The sequence below is a fragment of the Aequorivita sp. CRS11 genome, assembly GCF_059693805.1.
The window spans coordinates 1-19,920 of sequence record NZ_JCATIG010000006.1 but is presented as its reverse complement, the minus strand read 5'-3'; the positions used below and the strand labels follow the sequence as shown (position 1 = coordinate 19,920).

At 41.3% G+C, this 19,920-nt stretch carries 12 protein-coding genes and 3 tRNA genes; 14 read left to right on the top strand and 1 reads right to left on the bottom strand.

Annotated features, from left to right (window positions below; translation table 11 throughout):
• The first annotated feature begins 276 nt into the window (after nucleotides 1–276).
• The 13 genes from AC58DT_RS12495 (at nucleotide 277) to AC58DT_RS12435 (ending at nucleotide 13,647) form a co-directional block, all read left to right on the top strand.
• Nucleotides 277–349: transfer RNA gene (locus tag AC58DT_RS12495), tRNA-Gly, on the top strand.
• An 83-nt stretch (nucleotides 350–432) separates the two neighbouring features.
• Nucleotides 433–504: transfer RNA gene (locus AC58DT_RS12490), tRNA-Thr, on the top strand.
• Between the two features lie 56 nt (nucleotides 505–560).
• Nucleotides 561–1,748, top strand: a complete 1,188-nt coding sequence (tuf, locus tag AC58DT_RS12485) for an elongation factor Tu (protein ID WP_062622798.1) — start codon at nucleotides 561–563, stop codon at nucleotides 1,746–1,748.
• Nucleotides 1,749–1,854: 106 nt separating this feature from the next.
• Nucleotides 1,855–1,927 (top strand) — tRNA-Trp (locus AC58DT_RS12480).
• A 50-nt stretch (nucleotides 1,928–1,977) separates the two neighbouring features.
• Nucleotides 1,978–2,166, top strand: a complete 189-nt coding sequence (gene secE / locus AC58DT_RS12475) for a preprotein translocase subunit SecE (RefSeq protein WP_497217146.1) — start codon at nucleotides 1,978–1,980, stop codon at nucleotides 2,164–2,166.
• Between the two features lie 3 nt (nucleotides 2,167–2,169).
• Nucleotides 2,170–2,724 carry a transcription termination/antitermination protein NusG gene (nusG, locus tag AC58DT_RS12470; RefSeq protein WP_497217145.1) on the top strand — a complete coding sequence of 185 codons (555 nt, stop codon included), beginning with the start codon at nucleotides 2,170–2,172 and terminating at the stop codon, nucleotides 2,722–2,724.
• Between the two features lie 63 nt (nucleotides 2,725–2,787).
• Entirely contained in the window at nucleotides 2,788–3,225 is a 438-nt protein-coding gene (gene rplK / locus AC58DT_RS12465; protein ID WP_497217144.1) for a 50S ribosomal protein L11, read from the top strand.
• A gap of 21 nt (nucleotides 3,226–3,246) precedes the next feature.
• A complete protein-coding gene (gene rplA / locus AC58DT_RS12460; RefSeq protein WP_045081580.1) occupies nucleotides 3,247–3,945 on the top strand; it encodes a 50S ribosomal protein L1 in 699 nt (232 codons plus the stop codon).
• A gap of 12 nt (nucleotides 3,946–3,957) precedes the next feature.
• A complete protein-coding gene (rplJ, locus tag AC58DT_RS12455) occupies nucleotides 3,958–4,479 on the top strand; it encodes a 50S ribosomal protein L10 (protein WP_497217143.1) in 522 nt (173 codons plus the stop codon).
• 58 nt (nucleotides 4,480–4,537) lie between these two features.
• Nucleotides 4,538–4,918, top strand: coding sequence for a 50S ribosomal protein L7/L12 (gene rplL, locus AC58DT_RS12450; RefSeq protein WP_497217142.1), 381 nt, complete (start codon nucleotides 4,538–4,540; stop codon nucleotides 4,916–4,918).
• 135 nt (nucleotides 4,919–5,053) lie between these two features.
• Complete coding sequence (gene rpoB / locus AC58DT_RS12445; protein ID WP_497217141.1) at nucleotides 5,054–8,866, top strand: DNA-directed RNA polymerase subunit beta; 3,813 nt, start codon at nucleotides 5,054–5,056, stop codon at nucleotides 8,864–8,866.
• An 88-nt stretch (nucleotides 8,867–8,954) separates the two neighbouring features.
• Entirely contained in the window at nucleotides 8,955–13,253 is a 4,299-nt protein-coding gene (gene rpoC, locus AC58DT_RS12440; protein WP_497217210.1) for a DNA-directed RNA polymerase subunit beta', read from the top strand.
• A gap of 73 nt (nucleotides 13,254–13,326) precedes the next feature.
• The gene (locus tag AC58DT_RS12435) at nucleotides 13,327–13,647 is read left to right on the top strand and encodes a DUF3467 domain-containing protein (protein WP_045081585.1); all 321 of its coding nucleotides are present in this window, start codon (nucleotides 13,327–13,329) and stop codon (nucleotides 13,645–13,647) included.
• A 44-nt stretch (nucleotides 13,648–13,691) separates the two neighbouring features.
• On the opposite strand, the gene AC58DT_RS12430 is transcribed toward AC58DT_RS12435, so the two are convergent.
• Nucleotides 13,692–15,293, bottom strand: a complete 1,602-nt coding sequence (locus AC58DT_RS12430; RefSeq protein WP_497217140.1) for a peptide chain release factor 3 — start codon at nucleotides 15,291–15,293, stop codon at nucleotides 13,692–13,694.
• Between the two features lie 482 nt (nucleotides 15,294–15,775).
• On the opposite strand from AC58DT_RS12430, the gene AC58DT_RS12425 reads away from it, so the two are divergent.
• The coding region (locus tag AC58DT_RS12425) for a beta strand repeat-containing protein (protein ID WP_497217139.1) at nucleotides 15,776–19,920 on the top strand (4,145 nt) is incomplete at its 3' end.

Sequence of the window (19,920 nt, the reverse complement as noted above, 5' to 3'; positions counted from 1 at the left end):
TTTTTGCCCAAGCAAAAATTGAAAATTTCAAATTACAAAAACCAAATTCCAAAAGAATTGGTTGGAAATTTGAAAATTGTTCTTTACAATATTGAAAACATTTTGAATAAGTTCTAAAGTCATTTTTAAATTCTTTGGAATTTGGGATTTATTATTTTGGAATTTATTCAAAGAATTGCGGGAGTAGCTCAGTTGGTAGAGCGTCAGCCTTCCAAGCTGAATGTCGCCGGTNTTTGGAATTTGGGATTTATTATTTTGGAATTTATTCAAAGAATTGCGGGAGTAGCTCAGTTGGTAGAGCGTCAGCCTTCCAAGCTGAATGTCGCCGGTTCGAACCCGGTCTCCCGCTCTAAATGAGTTACAAGTTGTAAAGTTGCAAGTTACAGGTTGGAGTAACCTGAAGCTCGAAACCTGAAACCTGAAACCAAAAACGCCGGTGTAGCTCAGGGGTAGAGCGTTTCCTTGGTAAGGAAGAGGTCATGGGTTCAATTCCCATCATTGGCTCAAATTTAGAATACAATAGATCACTAATATATAACTAAGATTAAAATAAATACAAAATGGCAAAAGCAACATTCGATCGTTCAAAACCACACTTAAATGTTGGTACAATTGGACACGTAGATCACGGTAAAACAACTTTAACAGCTGCAATTACTAAAGTAATGGCGGATGCTGGTTTCTCTGAAGCACGTTCATTCGATCAGATTGACAACGCACCAGAAGAAAAGGAAAGAGGTATAACAATTAACTCTTCACACGTAGAGTACCAAACAGCTAACCGCCACTATGCGCACGTTGACTGTCCTGGTCACGCGGATTATGTAAAGAACATGGTAACAGGTGCTGCCCAAATGGACGGTGCTATTCTAGTTGTTGCTGCTACAGACGGACCAATGCCGCAAACTCGCGAGCACATCCTTCTTGGTCGCCAAGTAGGTATTCCACGTATCGTTGTATTTATGAATAAGGTAGATATGGTTGATGATGAGGAATTATTAGAATTAGTTGAGATGGAAATTCGTGACCTTCTTAACTTCTACGAATATGATGGTGATAATGGGCCTGTAGTTCAAGGTTCAGCTCTTGGAGCTCTTAACGGAGAACAAAAATGGGTTGATACAGTTTTGAAATTGATGGAAGAAGTTGATTCTTGGATTGAACTTCCAACTCGTGATGTTGATAAGCCTTTCCTTATGCCTATTGAAGATGTATTCTCTATTACAGGTCGTGGTACTGTTGCTACTGGTCGTATTGAAACTGGTATCGCAAAAACTGGAGATCCTGTAGAAATCATCGGTATGGGTGCTGAAAAATTAACTTCTACCATTACTGGTATTGAGATGTTCCGTCAAATCCTTGATAGAGGTGAGGCTGGAGATAATGCTGGTATCCTATTAAGAGGTATTGAAAAATCACAGATTTCTAGAGGTATGGTTATTACTAAACCTGGATCTGTAACGCCACACGCTAAATTTAAAGCTGAGGTTTATATCCTTAAGAAAGAAGAAGGTGGACGTCACACTCCATTCCACAACAACTACCGTCCACAGTTCTACGTTCGTACAACTGATGTAACTGGAACAATTTCGCTTCCTGATGGTGTTGAAATGGTTATGCCTGGTGATAACTTGACTATCCACGTTGAGTTGCTTCAACCAATTGCAATGAACGTAGGTCTTCGTTTCGCAATCCGTGAAGGTGGACGTACTGTAGGTGCGGGTCAGGTAACTGAAATTTTAGACTAATTATATTATTATAAAAAGCACTGGGTGTCCCGAATTAACTTCGGGATACCTTGGCTTTTATAGCGGGTTTAGCATATTGGCCTTTAAAAGGTGCTAATCCTTATAGACGGGTTTAGCTCAGTTGGTAGAGCACTGGTCTCCAAAACCAGGTGTCGGGAGTTCGAGTCTCTCAACCCGTGCAAAAGATGAAAACCTTTGTTACATCTATAAAATCTTAAACTGCGACAAAATGGCAAACTATATTACAGAATCGTATAAAGAACTTAAAAATCACGTTACTTGGCCTACTTGGGCAGAAGCACAGAAGTTAACTGTTATTGTAGCAGTGTTCTCTGTTTTATTGGCCTTGGCAGTTTGGGGCGTAGATACCGTTTTCAGTAAAGTGGTTGGTTTATATTTTGATTGGATCAAGTCGTAAGCAATGACCGAAACAACAAGTGCAAAAAAGTGGTATGTAGTCCGTTCAGTTAGTGGACAGGAGAACAAGATCAAATCGTATATCGAAAATGAGATAAAACGATTGGAACTTGAGGATTATATTGATCAGGTGCTCGTACCCACTGAAAAAGTAATACAGATACGTAACGGTAAAAAAGTAAACAAAGAACGTGTTTACTTTCCAGGTTACATAATGATACAGGCAAATTTGGGGGGAGAAATTCCACACATCATAAAATCTATCAATGGAGTAATCGGCTTTTTGGGTGAAACCAAAGGAGGAGATCCCGTGCCGCTTAGACAATCTGAAGTAAACAGAATGTTAGGTAAGGTTGATGAACTTTCTGTGAAAGATGATAGTGTTAACATCCCTTACACAATTGGCGAAACCGTAAAAGTAATAGACGGACCGTTCAACGGATTTAACGGCACCGTGGAAAAGATAAATGAAGAGAAACGCAAGCTGGAAGTAATGGTGAAAATTTTCGGAAGAAAAACACCATTAGAGTTGAGCTATATGCAAGTAGAAAAAGTTTAATTGTTACGCTTAATAGGTCTTTCGGAGGCTTCCACTTTTGAAATACCACATTAAAAATTAGAAATGGCAAAAGAAATCAGTAAAGTAGTTAAGTTGCAAGTTCGTGGAGGTGCTGCTAACCCATCACCACCAGTGGGACCTGCTCTTGGTGCTGCCGGTGTCAACATCATGGAGTTCTGTAAGCAATTCAATGCAAGAACCCAAGATAAGCAGGGAAAAGTATTGCCAGTAGCGATCACGGTTTACAAAGACAAATCATTTGATTTTGTTATCAAAACCCCACCCGCTGCCGTGCAGATACTTGAAGCTGCTAAAGCAAAAAAAGGCTCCGGTGAACCACACGCAAAAAAAGTGGCCACAATCTCTTGGGACCAAATTAAAATGATCGCGGAAGACAAAATGCCCGATCTTAATGCATTTACCGTAGAGTCTGCTATGAAAATGGTAGCCGGTACTGCACGTTCTATGGGAATTAAAGTAAAAGGTGACGCACCTTTTTAATCTGAAAAAAGAATCTATAAAATGGCACGATTAACTAAAAAGCAAAAGGAAGCCGCTTCAAAAATAGAGCCTAACAAGGCCTATTCAGTAGCCGAAGCTTCTGCTTTAATAAAAGAAATCACCAGCGTAAAGTTTGATGCTTCCGTTGACCTTGCGGTACGTCTTAACGTGGATCCACGTAAAGCGAACCAAATGGTTAGAGGCGTTGTTACCCTTCCACACGGAACTGGTAAGGACGTAAAAGTATTGGCATTGGTAACTCCAGATAAGGAAGCCGAGGCTAAGGAAGCAGGAGCAGACTACGTAGGTCTTGATGAGTACCTCGACAAAATTAAAGGAGGATGGACAGATGTTGACGTAATTGTAACTATGCCAAGCGTTATGGGTAAATTAGGTCCTTTAGGACGTGTATTAGGTCCTCGTGGCCTTATGCCAAACCCAAAAACAGGTACAGTAACAATGGACGTTGCTAAAGCAGTTTCTGATGTAAAAGCTGGTAAAATTGACTTTAAAGTTGATAAAACCGGTATTGTACACGCAGCAATCGGGAAAGCATCTTTTGACGCCGAAAAAATTGCAGGAAACGCAAGAGAATTATTAACAACCCTCGTTAAACTTAAGCCTCAGGCCGCAAAAGGTGTTTACATTAAGAGTATCTTCATGTCAAGCACAATGAGCCCCGGAGTTGAAGTGGATACAAAAAGGTTTACTGAGCAGTAAAAACTGGAAATTATGACAAGAGAAGAAAAATCACAAGTAATTGAAACGTTGACTGCGCAGTTGTCTGATAATGCCAATATCTATTTGGCAGACATTTCAGGACTTGACGCAGGGAATACTTCCAACCTTCGCCGGGCTTGTTTCAAAGCAGGTGTTCAGTTGGCAGTTGTTAAGAACACATTGCTTAAAAAAGCAATGGAGAGTTCAGATAAGGATTTTGGTGAGCTTACAAATATCCTGAAAGGAAATACATCTTTGATGATTTCTGAAACAGGAAATGCGCCTGCCAAAGTAATTAAGGAATTCAGAAAGAAATCTGATAAGCCTCTTTTGAAGGGAGCCTACATCCAAGAGTCAATTTATGTTGGCGACAATCAATTGGATAGTCTGGTTGAACTTAAATCTAAAGACGAACTTATTGGAGAAATTATCGGGTTGTTGCAATCGCCTGCTAAAAATGTTGTTTCAGCACTTAAATCAAGTGGTGGAAAGCTTGCAGGAATTGTTAAGACCTTATCCGAAAGAGAAGGATAAAATTTCATTAAGCACTAATTAATTTATATAAACACAATTATTTTTAAAAACGATAGAAATGGCAGATTTGAAAGATTTCGCAGAAAAATTGGTTAACCTAACAGTAAAAGAAGTTAATGAGTTAGCTACAATATTAAAAGACGAGTATGGCATTGAGCCTGCTGCTGCAGCTGTTGCTGTTGCTGCTGGTGGTGCTGCTGGTGGTGGTGGAGACGCCGCTGAAGAGCAATCAGAATTCACAGTAATGTTGAAAGCTGCTGGTGCATCTAAACTTGCAGTTGTAAAACTAGTTAAGGAATTAACTGGTGCTGGTCTTAAAGAAGCAAAAGAAATGGTAGATAACGCTCCTTCTCCAATTAAAGAAGGCGTTTCTAAAGACGAAGCTGAGGCTTTGAAAGCTCAATTAGAAGAAGCTGGAGCTGAGGTTGAGCTTAAGTAGGCTCCTTACGTTCCAAACCTTAAGGTTTAGGTCTTCCGTTTCGCCGGAAAGACCTAAACCATTTTGCGTATATAATGGTTAATGCCTTTTTATACGATTATTTCATTTTCATTTTAATTAAAATTCCGTCCATAGATGTCAGCAACGCAAACTGAAAGATTGAATTTTTCCTCTGTAAAAAATAAGCCGGAATATCCCGACTTTTTGGACATTCAGATTAAATCCTTTCAGGATTTTTTCCAGTTGGAAACCAAATCAGAAGAAAGAGGCCAAGAAGGATTGTACAAAACCTTTTTGGAAAATTTCCCGATTACCGATACCCGCAACCAATTCGTTTTAGAGTTTTTAGACTATTTCGTAGATCCACCAAGATATTCCATCCAGGAATGTATTGAGCGCGGTCTTACCTATAGCGTACCTCTGAAGGCGCGTTTAAAACTGTACTGTACAGATGCCGAGCACGAAGATTTTGAAACAATAGTACAGGACGTTTACTTAGGTACAATCCCTTATATGACCCCAAGCGGAACTTTCTGCATCAACGGGGCCGAACGTGTTGTTGTTTCGCAGCTTCACCGTTCGCCAGGTGTTTTCTTTGGCCAGTCCTTCCACGCAAACGGAACTAAACTGTACTCTGCCCGTGTAATTCCTTTTAAAGGTTCATGGATTGAGTTTGCCACAGATATTAACAGCGTAATGTACGCGTACATTGACCGTAAGAAAAAATTACCTGTAACTACACTTTTCCGTGCCATTGGTTTTGAAAGGGATAAGGATATTCTTGAAATATTTGACCTTGCGGAAGAAGTTAAAGCTTCAAAAACGGGGCTTAAAAAATATATTGGCCGCAAACTAGCGGCACGTGTGCTAAAAACTTGGCATGAGGATTTCGTGGATGAAGATACAGGTGAAGTAGTTTCCATCGAACGTAACGAAATTATTTTGGACCGTGATACTGTTCTTGAAAAAGAGCATATTGACGAAATTATCGATTCAGGAACAAAAACAATCTTGTTGCACAAAGAGGATAACCTTCAGGCAGATTACGCCATTATCCACAATACACTGCAAAAAGACCCTACCAACTCAGAAAAGGAAGCGGTAGAACACATATACAGACAACTTCGTAATGCCGAACCACCCGATGAGGAAACGGCTCGTGGTATTATCCACAAACTATTCTTCAGTGACCAGAGATATAATCTTGGTGAGGTAGGGCGTTACAGAATGAACAAGAAACTGGGTCTTGATATCCCAATGGACAAGCAAGTGCTTACCAAGGAAGATATCATCACCATTGTGAAATATCTTATCGAGCTTATCAACTCTAAAGCTGAGATTGATGATATTGACCACCTTAGTAACCGTCGTGTACGTACTGTGGGTGAGCAATTGTCACAACAGTTTGGCGTTGGTCTTGCCCGTATGGCGCGTACCATTCGCGAGCGTATGAACGTTCGTGACAACGAGGTATTTACACCTATCGATTTGATTAATGCGAAAACACTTTCATCGGTAATCAACTCATTCTTTGGTACCAACCAGCTTTCACAGTTTATGGACCAGACCAACCCATTGGCAGAGATTACGCATAAGCGTCGTCTTTCGGCACTTGGGCCAGGTGGTCTTTCCCGTGAAAGAGCAGGTTTCGAGGTTCGTGACGTTCATTATACGCACTACGGTAGATTGTGTCCGATTGAAACTCCGGAAGGACCAAACATTGGTCTTATCTCTTCACTTGCAGTTTATGCGAAAGTGAACAATCTTGGTTTCATCGAGACACCATACCGTAAAGTTACGGATGGTAAAATCGACTTGAAACATGAGCCTGTTTATCTTTCTGCTGAAGAAGAAGAAGAAAAACACATTGCACAGGCAAACATTCCATTGTCTGACAAAGGTGAAATCGAAACCGATAAGGTAATTGCACGTATGGAAGGTGATTTCCCGCTTGTGGAACCAACGGTTGTAAATTATGCTGACGTTGCGCCAAACCAGATTGCATCTATCTCAGCATCGTTGATTCCATTCTTGGAGCATGATGATGCGAACCGTGCACTGATGGGCTCAAACATGATGCGCCAGGCGGTACCTTTGTTGATTGCTGATTCACCAATCGTGGGAACTGGTCTTGAAAGACAAGTTGCTTCCGATAGTCGTGTCTTGATAAATGCTGAGGGAGACGGTGTAGTAGAGTATGTTGATGCTAATGAAATTACAATCAAATATGACCGTACCGAGAACGAACGTATGGTAAGTTTTGATTCTGACGAAAAAACATATCAACTGGTAAAATTCAGAAAGACAAACCAGAGTACTTCCATTAACTTGAAGCCAATTGTTCGCAAAGGCGACAGAGTGAAAAAAGGACAGGTGCTTTGTCAAGGATATGCTACTGAAAAAGGAGAATTGGCCTTGGGCCGAAACATGAAGGTTGCCTTCATGCCTTGGAAAGGGTATAACTTTGAGGATGCGATCGTTATTTCTGAAAAAGTAGTTCGCGAAGATATTTTCACTTCCATACATATAGATGAATACTCTTTGGAGGTTCGCGATACCAAATTGGGTAACGAGGAATTGACAAACGATATTCCAAACGTATCTGAAGAAGCTACAAAAGATTTGGATGAATTCGGTATGATCCGAATTGGAGCCGAGGTAAAACCTGGCGATATCCTTATCGGAAAAATTACGCCTAAAGGAGAAAGCGACCCAACGCCGGAAGAAAAACTGCTTCGTGCCATTTTTGGTGACAAAGCAGGTGACGTTAAGGATGCTTCGCTAAAAGCTTCGCCATCGTTGAACGGGGTGGTGATTGACAAGAAATTGTTTGCCCGTGCCGTAAAAGATAAGCGCAAGCGTGCAAAAGATAAAGAGGACATCGCTGAACTTGAAGCAAAATACGAAGCAAAATTCGTAGCACTGCAAGATGTTTTGGTTGAAAAACTTTTCGCAATTGTAGGTGGAAAAACTGCTCAAGGTGTAAATAACGATCTTGGCGAAGTAGTTTTCCCTAAAGGTAAAAAGTTCACATTAAAAATGCTTCACGCGGTTGATGATTATACTCACTTAACTGGAGGTACTTGGACGACAGATGATGAAACCAATGTATTGGTGGCAGATTTAATGCACAACTATAAAATTAAGGAAAACGACCTTCAAGGTAACTTGCGACGTGAGAAGTTTACAATCTCTGTAGGAGATGAGCTTCCATCCGGAATTTTGAAACTTGCCAAAGTTTACATCGCTAAAAAGCGTAAACTAAAAGTAGGGGACAAGATGGCGGGACGTCACGGAAACAAAGGTATTGTAGCACGTATTGTACGTGAGGAAGATATGCCTTTCCTTGAAGACGGAACTCCTGTAGATATCGTGTTGAACCCACTTGGGGTACCATCGCGTATGAACATTGGGCAGATTTATGAAACCGTTCTTGGATGGGCCGGACAAAAGTTAGGTCGCAAATATGCAACCCCAATTTTTGACGGTGCAACTATTGACCAAATAAATGAATTGACCGATGAGGCTGGAATTCCAAGATTTGGACACACCTATCTATTTGATGGTGGCACCGGTAAGCGTTTTGATCAACCTGCAACCGTAGGTATTATCTATATGCTGAAACTAGGCCACATGGTAGATGATAAGATGCACGCACGTTCCATTGGTCCGTACTCACTAATTACGCAACAACCGCTTGGTGGTAAAGCACAATTTGGTGGTCAGCGTTTTGGAGAGATGGAAGTTTGGGCCTTGGAAGCATACGGTGCATCCAGCACGCTTAGAGAAATATTGACTGTTAAATCTGATGATGTTATTGGAAGGGCGAAAACCTACGAGGCAATCGTAAAAGGGGAAACCATGCCAGAACCAGGATTACCAGAATCTTTCAACGTACTTATGCACGAATTGAAAGGATTGGGTCTTGACATTAGATTAGAGGAATAATGATAATCCCCGCTCCGGTGGGGAATCATAAATTTCTTCCGAGGAAGTAAAAACCTCATTTAACAACAAAGTTTATTTTTAAATCATGATGAACAGAAATAAAGAAAACACAGTACAGAAATTCGACAAGATTTCTATTGGTTTGGCTTCCCCTGAATCCATTTTGGCGGAATCACGCGGCGAAGTATTAAAGCCCGAAACAATAAACTACCGTACGCACAAGCCTGAGCGTGACGGTCTTTTCTGTGAGCGCATCTTTGGTCCGGTAAAGGATTACGAATGTGCCTGTGGTAAATATAAAAGAATACGCTACAAAGGTATAGTTTGCGACCGTTGCGGGGTGGAAGTAACGGAGAAGAAAGTACGTCGTGACCGTGTAGGCCATATCAATTTGGTAGTTCCCGTGGCGCACATTTGGTACTTCCGAAGCCTTCCAAACAAGATTGGGTACCTTCTCGGGTTGCCTTCCAAGAAATTGGATATGATCATTTACTACGAACGTTACGTAGTAATTCAGCCAGGTATTGCAAAATATGAAGGTGGTGAGAATGTGAAGAAAATGGATTTCCTTACTGAAGAGGAATATCTTGCAATTCTTGATTCACTTCCGCAGGAAAACCAATATTTGGAAGAAACAGATCCAAATAAATTTATCGCGAAAATGGGAGCAGAGTGCTTGATCGATCTTTTACAAAGAATCGATTTGGATACACTTTCATATAATCTTCGCCATAAAGCAAACAACGAAACTTCAAAACAACGTAAAACTGAAGCGCTAAAGCGTCTTCAAGTTGTGGAGGCACTTCGTGATGCAAACAAAAACCGCGAAAACAAAGCCGAGTGGATGATTATGAAAGTAGTTCCGGTTATTCCACCAGAATTACGTCCATTGGTGCCGCTTGATGGTGGCCGTTTTGCAACTTCAGATTTGAACGATCTTTACCGTCGTGTAATTATACGTAACAACCGTTTGAAGCGATTGATGGAGATAAAAGCTCCAGAAGTGATCCTTCGTAACGAAAAGCGTATGCTTCAGGAATCGGTAGATTCATTGTTTGACAACACGCGTAAATCTTCCGCAGTTAAAACTGATAGTAACCGTCCATTGAAATCCCTTTCAGATTCCTTAAAAGGTAAACAAGGGCGTTTCCGTCAAAACTTGCTTGGTAAGCGTGTGGATTATTCTGCACGTTCGGTAATCGTCGTGGGACCGGAATTGAAATTGTTCGAGTGCGGTCTTCCAAAAGATATGGCTGCCGAACTTTACAAACCTTTCGTAATCCGTAAATTGATTGAAAGAGGAATTGTAAAAACAGTAAAATCTGCAAAGAAAATTATAGATAAAAAGGAGCCCGTAGTTTGGGATATTCTTGAAAATGTATTGAAAGGTCACCCAGTTATGCTTAACCGGGCCCCAACTTTGCACAGATTGGGTATTCAAGCGTTCCAGCCTAAACTGATTGAAGGAAAAGCGATTCAGCTTCACCCATTGGTTTGTACTGCATTTAACGCGGATTTCGATGGTGACCAGATGGCGGTTCACCTTCCACTTGGGCCAGAAGCAATTTTGGAATGCCAGCTTTTGATGCTTGCTTCACACAACATTTTGAACCCTGCAAACGGTAGTCCGGTTGCGGTTCCTTCACAGGATATGGTTTTGGGTCTATACTATATGACCAAGCTTAAGAAAACTATGGGTGATACTGTAGTTAAAGGTGAAGGACTTACTTTCTATTCAGCTGAAGAGGCTATTATTGCCTACAATGAAGGGCAAGTAGATTTAAATGCTGAAATAAAGATTAGAACGAAAGATTTCAACGAAAATGGTGAGTTGGTTAACCAAATCATCACCACAACTTTGGGAAGAGTAATCTTTAACGAAAAGGTTCCTGAAGAAGCTGGTTTTATAAATGAAGTATTGACTAAAAAGTCACTTCGTGATATTATCGGAAAAATCTTGAAAGTAACTTCTGTTCCTGTAACATCAGCGTTCCTTGACGAAATTAAAGGCCTTGGGTATAAATTCGCTTTTGAAGGTGGATTGTCTTTCAGCTTGGGTGATATCATTATCCCTGCTGAAAAGCAAAGTATGATTGATAACGCCAACGAACAAGTTGACGGTATTATCAACAGCTACAACATGGGACTTATTACGAACAACGAACGTTACAACCAGGTAATTGATATTTGGACTGCAACCAACGCTGAGCTTACCGAGCTTTCGATGAAACGAATCCGTGAGGACCAGCAAGGTTTCAACTCTGTGTATATGATGCTTGACTCTGGTGCGAGGGGTTCTAAGGAACAAATCCGTCAGTTAACAGGTATGCGTGGTTTGATGGCAAAACCTAAAAAATCAAACTCTGGTGGTGGCGAGATTATCGAGAACCCGATTCTTTCCAACTTTAAGGAAGGACTTTCAATTCTTGAATACTTTATCTCTACCCACGGGGCGCGTAAAGGTCTTGCGGATACGGCTCTTAAAACAGCCGATGCGGGTTACCTAACACGTCGTTTGGTAGATGTTTCACAAGATGTTATTATCAATATTGAAGATTGCTACACCCTTCGTGGAATTGAGGTTTCTGCCTTGAAGAAAAATGAAGAGGTTGTAGAATCCCTTCGCGATAGAATTGTAGGACGTACAGCACTTAACGATATTGTTAACCCATTGACTAAGGAATTGCTTGTTGCTTCTGGAGAACACATTACAGAAGAAATAGCAGATGCCATTGGAAAATCTCCGTTGGAAAGTGTTGAAGTTCGTTCTGCACTTACTTGTGAGGCTAAACAAGGAATCTGTTCACAGTGTTACGGTCGTAACCTTGCTACCAATAAAATGGTTCAGCGCGGAGAAGCCGTGGGTGTTGTGGCTGCACAATCCATTGGGGAACCAGGAACCCAGCTTACACTCCGTACTTTCCACGTAGGAGGTATTGCGGGGAACATTTCCGAAGAGAACAAATTGGTTGTCAGGTTTGACGGTAAAGCAGAGATTGAGGATCTTAAAACCGTTAAAGGTGAAGATAGCCAAGGCAAAACAGTTGATATTGTAATTTCACGTACTTCTGAAATTAAACTGGTTGACAAGAAAACCGGTATTACATTAAGTACCAATAACATTCCATACGGTTCCACACTTTATGTAAAGGATGGCGATAGCCTGAATGCTGGTGATGTGGTTTGTTCTTGGGATCCATACAACGGTGTAATTATTTCAGAATTTGCTGGAAAAATTAAATACGAAAACATTGTTCAAGGTTTAACCTATCAGGTAGAAATTGATGAGCAAACTGGTTTCCAAGAAAAAGTAATTTCCGAATCGAGAGATAAAAAGCGTATTCCAACCCTTCAAATTTTAGGGAAGAAAGACGAAGTTATCCGTAGCTATAACTTACCTGTTGGTGCTCACTTGATGGTAGACGATGGCGACAAGATTAAGATTGGTAAAGTACTGGTTAAAATTCCACGTAAATCAGCCAAAGCAGGTGATATTACGGGAGGTCTTCCACGAGTTACCGAACTTTTTGAAGCTCGTAATCCATCAAACCCAGCAGTAGTTAGCGAGATTGACGGTGTAGTTTCCTTCGGAAAAATTAAGCGTGGTAACCGCGAGATTATCGTTGAGTCCAAGTTGGGTGAATTGAAAAAGTATTTGGTGAAGCTTTCAAACCAAATCCTAGTTCAGGAAAACGATTACGTTCGCGCAGGAATGCCACTTTCTGATGGTTCCATTACTCCGGAAGATATCCTTCGCATTAAAGGCCCATCTGCAGTACAGCAATATCTTGTGAACGAAGTTCAGGAGGTGTACCGTCTGCAAGGGGTGAAGATCAACGACAAGCACTTTGAAGTTGTGGTTCGCCAGATGATGCGTAAAGTACAGATCCAAGATCCGGGAGATACAACTTTCCTTGAAGACCAATTGGCGCATAAAGATGATTTCATCGAAGAAAACGATAAAATCTTTGGAATGAAGGTTGTCACCAACGCTGGAGATTCTGAAAACTTGAAGGAAGGCCAAATCCTTTCTCCACGTACGCTTCGCGATGAGAACTCTTTATTGAGAAGAAACGATAAAGTACTTGCGGAAGCGCGCGATGCGGTTCCTGCAACGGCCACTCCAGTACTTCAGGGTATTACGAGAGCGTCGTTACAAACCAAGTCATTCATCTCTGCGGCTTCCTTCCAGGAAACCACCAAAGTATTGAACGAAGCTGCAGTTGCAGGTAAGGTTGATACCTTGGAAGGCTTGAAAGAAAATGTAATTGTAGGACATAAAATACCAGCCGGTACCGGTATGCGTAGATATGACACTATCATTGTAGGTTCTAAAGAAGAGCTTGAGGAGATGAACCGCGTAAAGCAAGAAGTAAATTATAACTAGTAATTTTAGATATACGATGTACGATTTTAGATTTTTAAATCGTACATCGTAAATCGTACATTGTAAATCAGATATGGCAGATCAAAAAAAAGAACAACCCAAACAAGGGCAGATAAATATTGAACTTGATGAGACTGTGGCACAAGGTATTTACAGTAACCTAGCCATCATAAACCATTCTGTTTCTGAATTTGTTGTAGATTTTGTAACCATTATGCCGGGAATCCCAAAAAGTAAAGTGAAGTCGAGAATTATCCTGACGCCACAACACGCAAAAAGATTTCTAAAAGCATTGGGTGACAACGTGAAACGATTTGAAAATGCCCACGGCGAAATAAAAGATTATGAGCAGCCGCCCATTCCCTTAAACTTTGGCCCGACTGGCGAAGCATAAAAAAAGGCCCCGAAATATCGGGGCCTTTTTATTTATTGAAACGTTTACTTTTTAGCTTTTTCGAATTCACTCACAAAATGCAATTTCACATTCGGATATTTTGACTGCGTCATTTGCAGCGTAAAAGCCGAATCTGCAAAGAACACCAATTGGCCGCGTTTGTCTTTCGCCAAAAATTTTGCTTTTACACGTTTGAAATCGGCAAATTCCTCACTCTTCGGATCTTTCGCTTCTACCCAACAAGCTTTGTGCACGTTTAGGTTTTCATAACTACATTTTGCACCATATTCGTGCTCTAAACGGTACTGTATTACCTCAAACTGAAGCGCACCAACAGTCCCGATCACTTTTCGGCCATTTAGTTCCAAAGTGAAAAGTTGCGCCACACCTTCATCCATCAATTGGTCGATGCCCTTTTCAAGCTGTTTGCTTTTCATCGGGTCGGCATTATTAATGTATTTAAAGTGTTCCGGAGAAAAGCTTGGGATGCCTTTATATCGCATTTCTTCCCCTTCTGTAAGCGTATCGCCAATTTTGAAGTTTCCGGTATCGTGAAGGCCTACAATATCGCCTGGATACGAAATGTCAACTATTTGTTTCTTTTCGGCAAAGAAAGCGTTCGGACTACTGAACTTTAATTTCTTACCATTGCGAACGTGTAAATAGGGAGAGTTTCTTTCGAATGTGCCCGAAACAATTTTAACGAAAGCCAAACGGTCGCGGTGCTTGGGATCCATATTTGCGTGAATTTTAAAAACGAAACCCGAGAACTCCTTTTCCTCCGGTTTCACCAAACGTGTATCGCTTTCCTTTGGGCGTGGGGTAGGAGCTATTTCAACAAAGCAATCAAGCAATTCCCGTACTCCAAAATTATTCAATGCAGATCCAAAGAAGACTGGCTGAAGTTCTCCATCTAAATACTCATCGTGATTAAAATCGGGGTAAACCTCATATACCAATTCAAGCTCTTCTCGAAGTGTGTTTGCTGCTTTTTCTCCAACTAATTTTTCAAGATCTGGGCTGCTTACATCTTCAATTTCAATAGTTTCCTCAATATTTTTCCTGCTATCGCCGCTGAAGAGATTTACGTTTTTTTCCCAAATATTATAAATGCCCTTAAAATCGTATCCCATCCCAATTGGGAAACTTAGGGGTGTTACACGAAGGTTTAGTTTTTGCTCAATTTCATCAAGTAATTCAAACGCATCCTTTCCCTCGCGGTCCATTTTATTTATAAAAACAATCATTGGGATGTTCCGCATTCGGCAAACTTCAACTAATTTTTCGGTTTGTTCCTCGACACCTTTTGCTACGTCAATTACAACAATAACACTGTCTACCGCGGTAAGCGTTCTGAATGTGTCTTCAGCAAAATCTTTGTGGCCGGGGGTATCGAGAATGTTGATTTTAATTCCTTCATATTCAAACGCCAAGACAGAAGTAGCCACGGAAATTCCTCGCTGCCGCTCAATCTCCATAAAATCGCTGGTAGCACCTTTTTTTATTTTATTACTTTTCACGGCCCCAGCCTCCTGAATAGCTCCCCCAAAAAGAAGAAGTTTTTCCGTTAAAGTGGTTTTTCCGGCATCTGGGTGACTGATGATTCCGAACGTTCTTCGGCGTTTTATTTCTTTTGTTAAGGACATGCTTTAAATCTAAATTGGTTGCAAAGATAAACGTTGTTTATTTAGATTTAAGCCGTAAATGCTTAGAATTATATTGGATTTTTTCTTTCAACCTATATAACTTTTGAAAATACTTTTTCTTACTACATTATAAACCTACTAGAAGGATTTTAATTATACAATATTGTTTTGCATTTATTGGTTTACTTGAATATTAGAATGCAATTAGAAATTTAAAACTGGTATTTTTTTCTTACCAAACTACTCTCCAAAAGCCTTATATTCAGCGTATATACGTACTAACACGTATGTCTTTTTCCTACAAAATTTCTTGTTTTTTCAATCAATTTAGGTCGTTTGCCGACTATTTTTTACAGTTCAACTAATACTTGTTTGTTAGTAATTCCTTAACAATTTTTACACTGTATATTTGAACATTAATTGTGGTGAAATGTTACTTATAGCATTATCAAAAGATATCGGTATTAATAAAATTCTAACTTATGTTTAAAATAATTACTAAATTATTAGCTTCTGATAAGAGGTTCTTAATAGGTCTCATTTTAATAGGTTGCTTGAGTAGCCAAGGTTATTCTCAAGCGATAGGTTCTTCAGATGAGGGAGAAGTAATATTGCCATATTCGCAAGAATACTTGGATCAATATAATGCTGATCTAGATAAAAAAGCAGCAGAATATAATGCAACGTTTCGTTCTAGGTCAAAAGCGCAAGCTTTCGATAATGGTCAGAAAGGAAATGTTGTTGGAGCTTGTAATCTCATTACTTGCGGATCTTTTGAAAAGGTCGATGTTAATGGGGGTACTTTCCGCACAGCTGTGGGTGGTACCAATGGTCAGTACCAAGCTGATGCAAGATATACCTGTTGGGATGATGACGGAACTGTAGATTGGTCTGAAGGGCAATATATTTCTTATTCAACTACTAACTCAAATTCAGTATATCCTGGTATTATTGAGCCGTCTACTTTTGATGGTGGTGGTTTTGCTATATTTTCATATCAAAATGAAGCTATTCGCCAAACTTTAACTGTAGTTCCAAATACAGTCTATACTGTATGTTTTGAAATAGCTGTAATACCAAGATACGCTACTGTTAATAGTAATAATCAAGGAGGAGGAATATTGGAATATGCGCCTAACCTGCAATTTGGTGTAAGAAATGGTGCGGTTCAAATTACTGACCCATTAACTTATACCCATAACGATTTAATACAACACCCTCAAAGCGATTTTCCTACAAGGTTGTCATTTTCTTCAAGTGGTAATGGAGGAAATCAAAATCCAGGCGGTTGGACAGAAATAAACCCTTATTGGGAAAATAGATGTATAACATTTAGATCTGGTAATAGTGCCACCTCCGTGGAAGTGTTTTATAAAACTGGAAACCCAGGAAGATCAGTTGTGTTGGTAGATGGTTTAAGATTATCTGTTGAAGGGTATGCAAATTCACCCACTGTTGACCCAATATTTAAAGAATATTGTCAGCCCACACAAGTTGCACTAGATACATTTGTAACATCTACTACTCCTCCCGGAGCTATTTTAAAGTGGACGACTAATCCAGATTTAACAGTTACAGGAGACCATTTGCCAAATAATCCTACAGTTACAACTCCTGGAGTTTGGTATGCATTTTATTATAACCCTACTTTAGGTTGTACTTCGCCATCTCGAAAACTTACTTTAACAAATACAGATTTAGATTCAAGTTATACGAAACAAAATGTAACCTGTTTTGGTGGAAATGACGGATCGATTAACTTAACTGTAACCGGCGGATCCAATTCGTATACTTATTCATGGACCACCAGTAATGGAAGTGGATTAAATCCAACATCCCAAGATCAATCAGGTCTAACTGCAGGTACTTATAATGTAACAGTAAGTGATGGTACTTGTGCTACTCAGGAAACTATTGTTATTACTCAACCTAATCAAATTAACGTGGACGCAGGCAATTATGCTCCACTCTGTGACAACGTGAGCCCAATCACCCTGACGGGGACCCCTACCAATTCCAACGGAAGCTGGAGCGGGACGGGCGTTACGGACAACGGCAACGGAACAGCGAGTTTCAATCCATTAGGATTAACCGGTTCCATTACCGTTACCTATAGCTATACAGATGGCAACAGCTGCTCGAACAGCGACACTGCAGACATAATTGTTAAAACTGCGCCAACGGTCGATGCCGGAAACTACGGTCCATTGTGCGACAACGTTAGCCCAATCACCTTGACGGGAACGCCTACCAACTCCAATGGAACTTGGAGCGGCACAGGGGTTACGGACAACGGCAACGGAACAGCGAGTTTCAATCCATTAGGATTAACCGGTTCCATTACCGTTACCTATAGCTATACAGATGGCAACAGCTGCTCTAACAGCGATACTGCAAACATAATTGTTAAAACTGCGCCAACGGTCGGTGCCGGAAACTACGCTCCACTCTGTGACAACGTGAGCCCAATCACCCTGACGGGGACCCCTACCAATTCCAACGGAAGCTGGAGCGGGACGGGCGTTACGGACAACGGCAACGGGACTGCGAGCTTCAATCCTGCTGGCCTTAGCGGTTCGATCACCGTTACCTACAGCTACACCGATGGCAACAGCTGCTCGAACAGCGACACCGCGAATATATTGGTGAACACGGCTCCGACGGTCGATGCCGGAAACTACGGTCCATTGTGCGACAACGTTAGCCCAATCACCCTGACGGGAACCCCTACCAACTCCAACGGAAGCTGGAGCGGGACGGGCGTTACGGACAACGGCAACGGGACTGCGAGCTTCAATCCTGCTGGTCTTAGCGGTTCGATTACCGTTTCCTACAGCTACACCGACGGCAACAGCTGCTCGAACAGCGACACCGCGAATATATTGGTGAACACGGCTCCGACGGTCGATGCTGGGAATTACGGTCCACTCTGTGACAACGTGAGCCCAATCACCCTGACGGGAACGCCTACCAACTCCAATGGAACTTGGAGCGGCACAGGGGTTACGGACAACGGCAACGGAACAGCGAGTTTCAATCCATTAGGATTAACCGGTTCCATTACCGTTACCTACAGCTACACCGATGGCAACAGCTGCTCTAACAGCGACACTGCAAATATCATGGTAAATACAGCGCCCTCAGCTCCTGTGAGTGGTGGAAACCAAACGGAATGCGCTTTAGATCCAATACAAACTTTAACGGCAACAGCTACTGTACCCGGAGGACAATCCATAGTTTGGTATGATCTTGCTGTTGGTGGAAGTGTAGTTGCTCCTACATGGAATTCTATAGGTTCAAAAACATATTATGCTGAAGCTGTAAATAATACAACAAGTTGTAAAAGTTCGACACGTACACCAGTTACTTTGACTTTGAACAACTGTGGTATTATACTTGAAAAAATAGCAAGTCCAAACAATCCACAGGGTTGTACACCAATAGCTCCAGGAGAGCCTATTTCATATACATTTAAAGTGTCAATTCCAGTAGGAGCCTCACCAGTGTATAATGTGCAGTTGTCAGACCCGTTATTGGAGGCGCCGAATCCAGTGGTTCCTATTGTTTATGTAAGTGGAGATGATGGAGATGGTATTCTAGAAGGAGGCGAGGAATGGATTTATACTGCATCTTATACAGTAACACAACAAAATATCACAAATGGACAAGTTCAAAATACAGCTACTGTAAACGGACTAGTTCAAACCTCAGGAAATCCTTACCCAGTTTCTACTTCATCTTCTGTTACAGTAAATCTTTGCCAAGATGCTGAAATGTCAATTGTAAAGTCCAGTACTAGTGCAACAGGAGATTGTATTAACTTTGAGGCTGGTAATACAATTGATTATAAGTTTGTAGTAACAAATGAAGGTGATGTTGATATTACAAATGTTGTTATAAGCGATCCATTATTTTTGGCACCAAACCCAGTTGTTCCTATAGTACTCGTTTCTGGGGATAATGGTGACGGTATTTTGAATGTTGGTGAAGTTTGGACGTTTAATGCAACTTATACAATAACTCAAAATGATATGGATACTGGTTCTGTTATAAATACTGCGGAAGTAGATGGTAGCTCAGTATTGGGTACTGTTGATACTGCTACCAGTAATACAGTTACGGTATTAATCTGCCAGAGCGCGGACATCGCGATCGTGAAGGAGAGCGACCAGGTTCCTGGCAACAACGGATGTGTTGAGCTAGCGGAAGGCGATGTAATCACCTATACCTTCAGGGTGACCAACGAGGGCAACGTGTCCATCGACAATGTGGTCGTAACAGATCCATTGGTAGGCCTGTCCACCATCACCGGCCCAACGGGCGATACAGGTTCAGACGGCATCCTTGGACTTAATGAAATTTGGGAATACACTGCAACCTATACGGTAACACAGGACGACGTTGACGATGGCGAGGTGACCAACCAGGCTACGGTTAACGGACTTGCGATGAACCCATCCAATACCCCGGTATCCGATGACTCGCACCCGACCTCTACCACGGCGGACGGGGATACGGTTGTAGTTATCTGCCAGAGCGCGGACATCGCGATCGTGAAGGAGAGCGACCAGGTTCCTGGCAACAACGGATGTGTTGAGCTAGCGGAAGGCGATGTAATCACCTATAC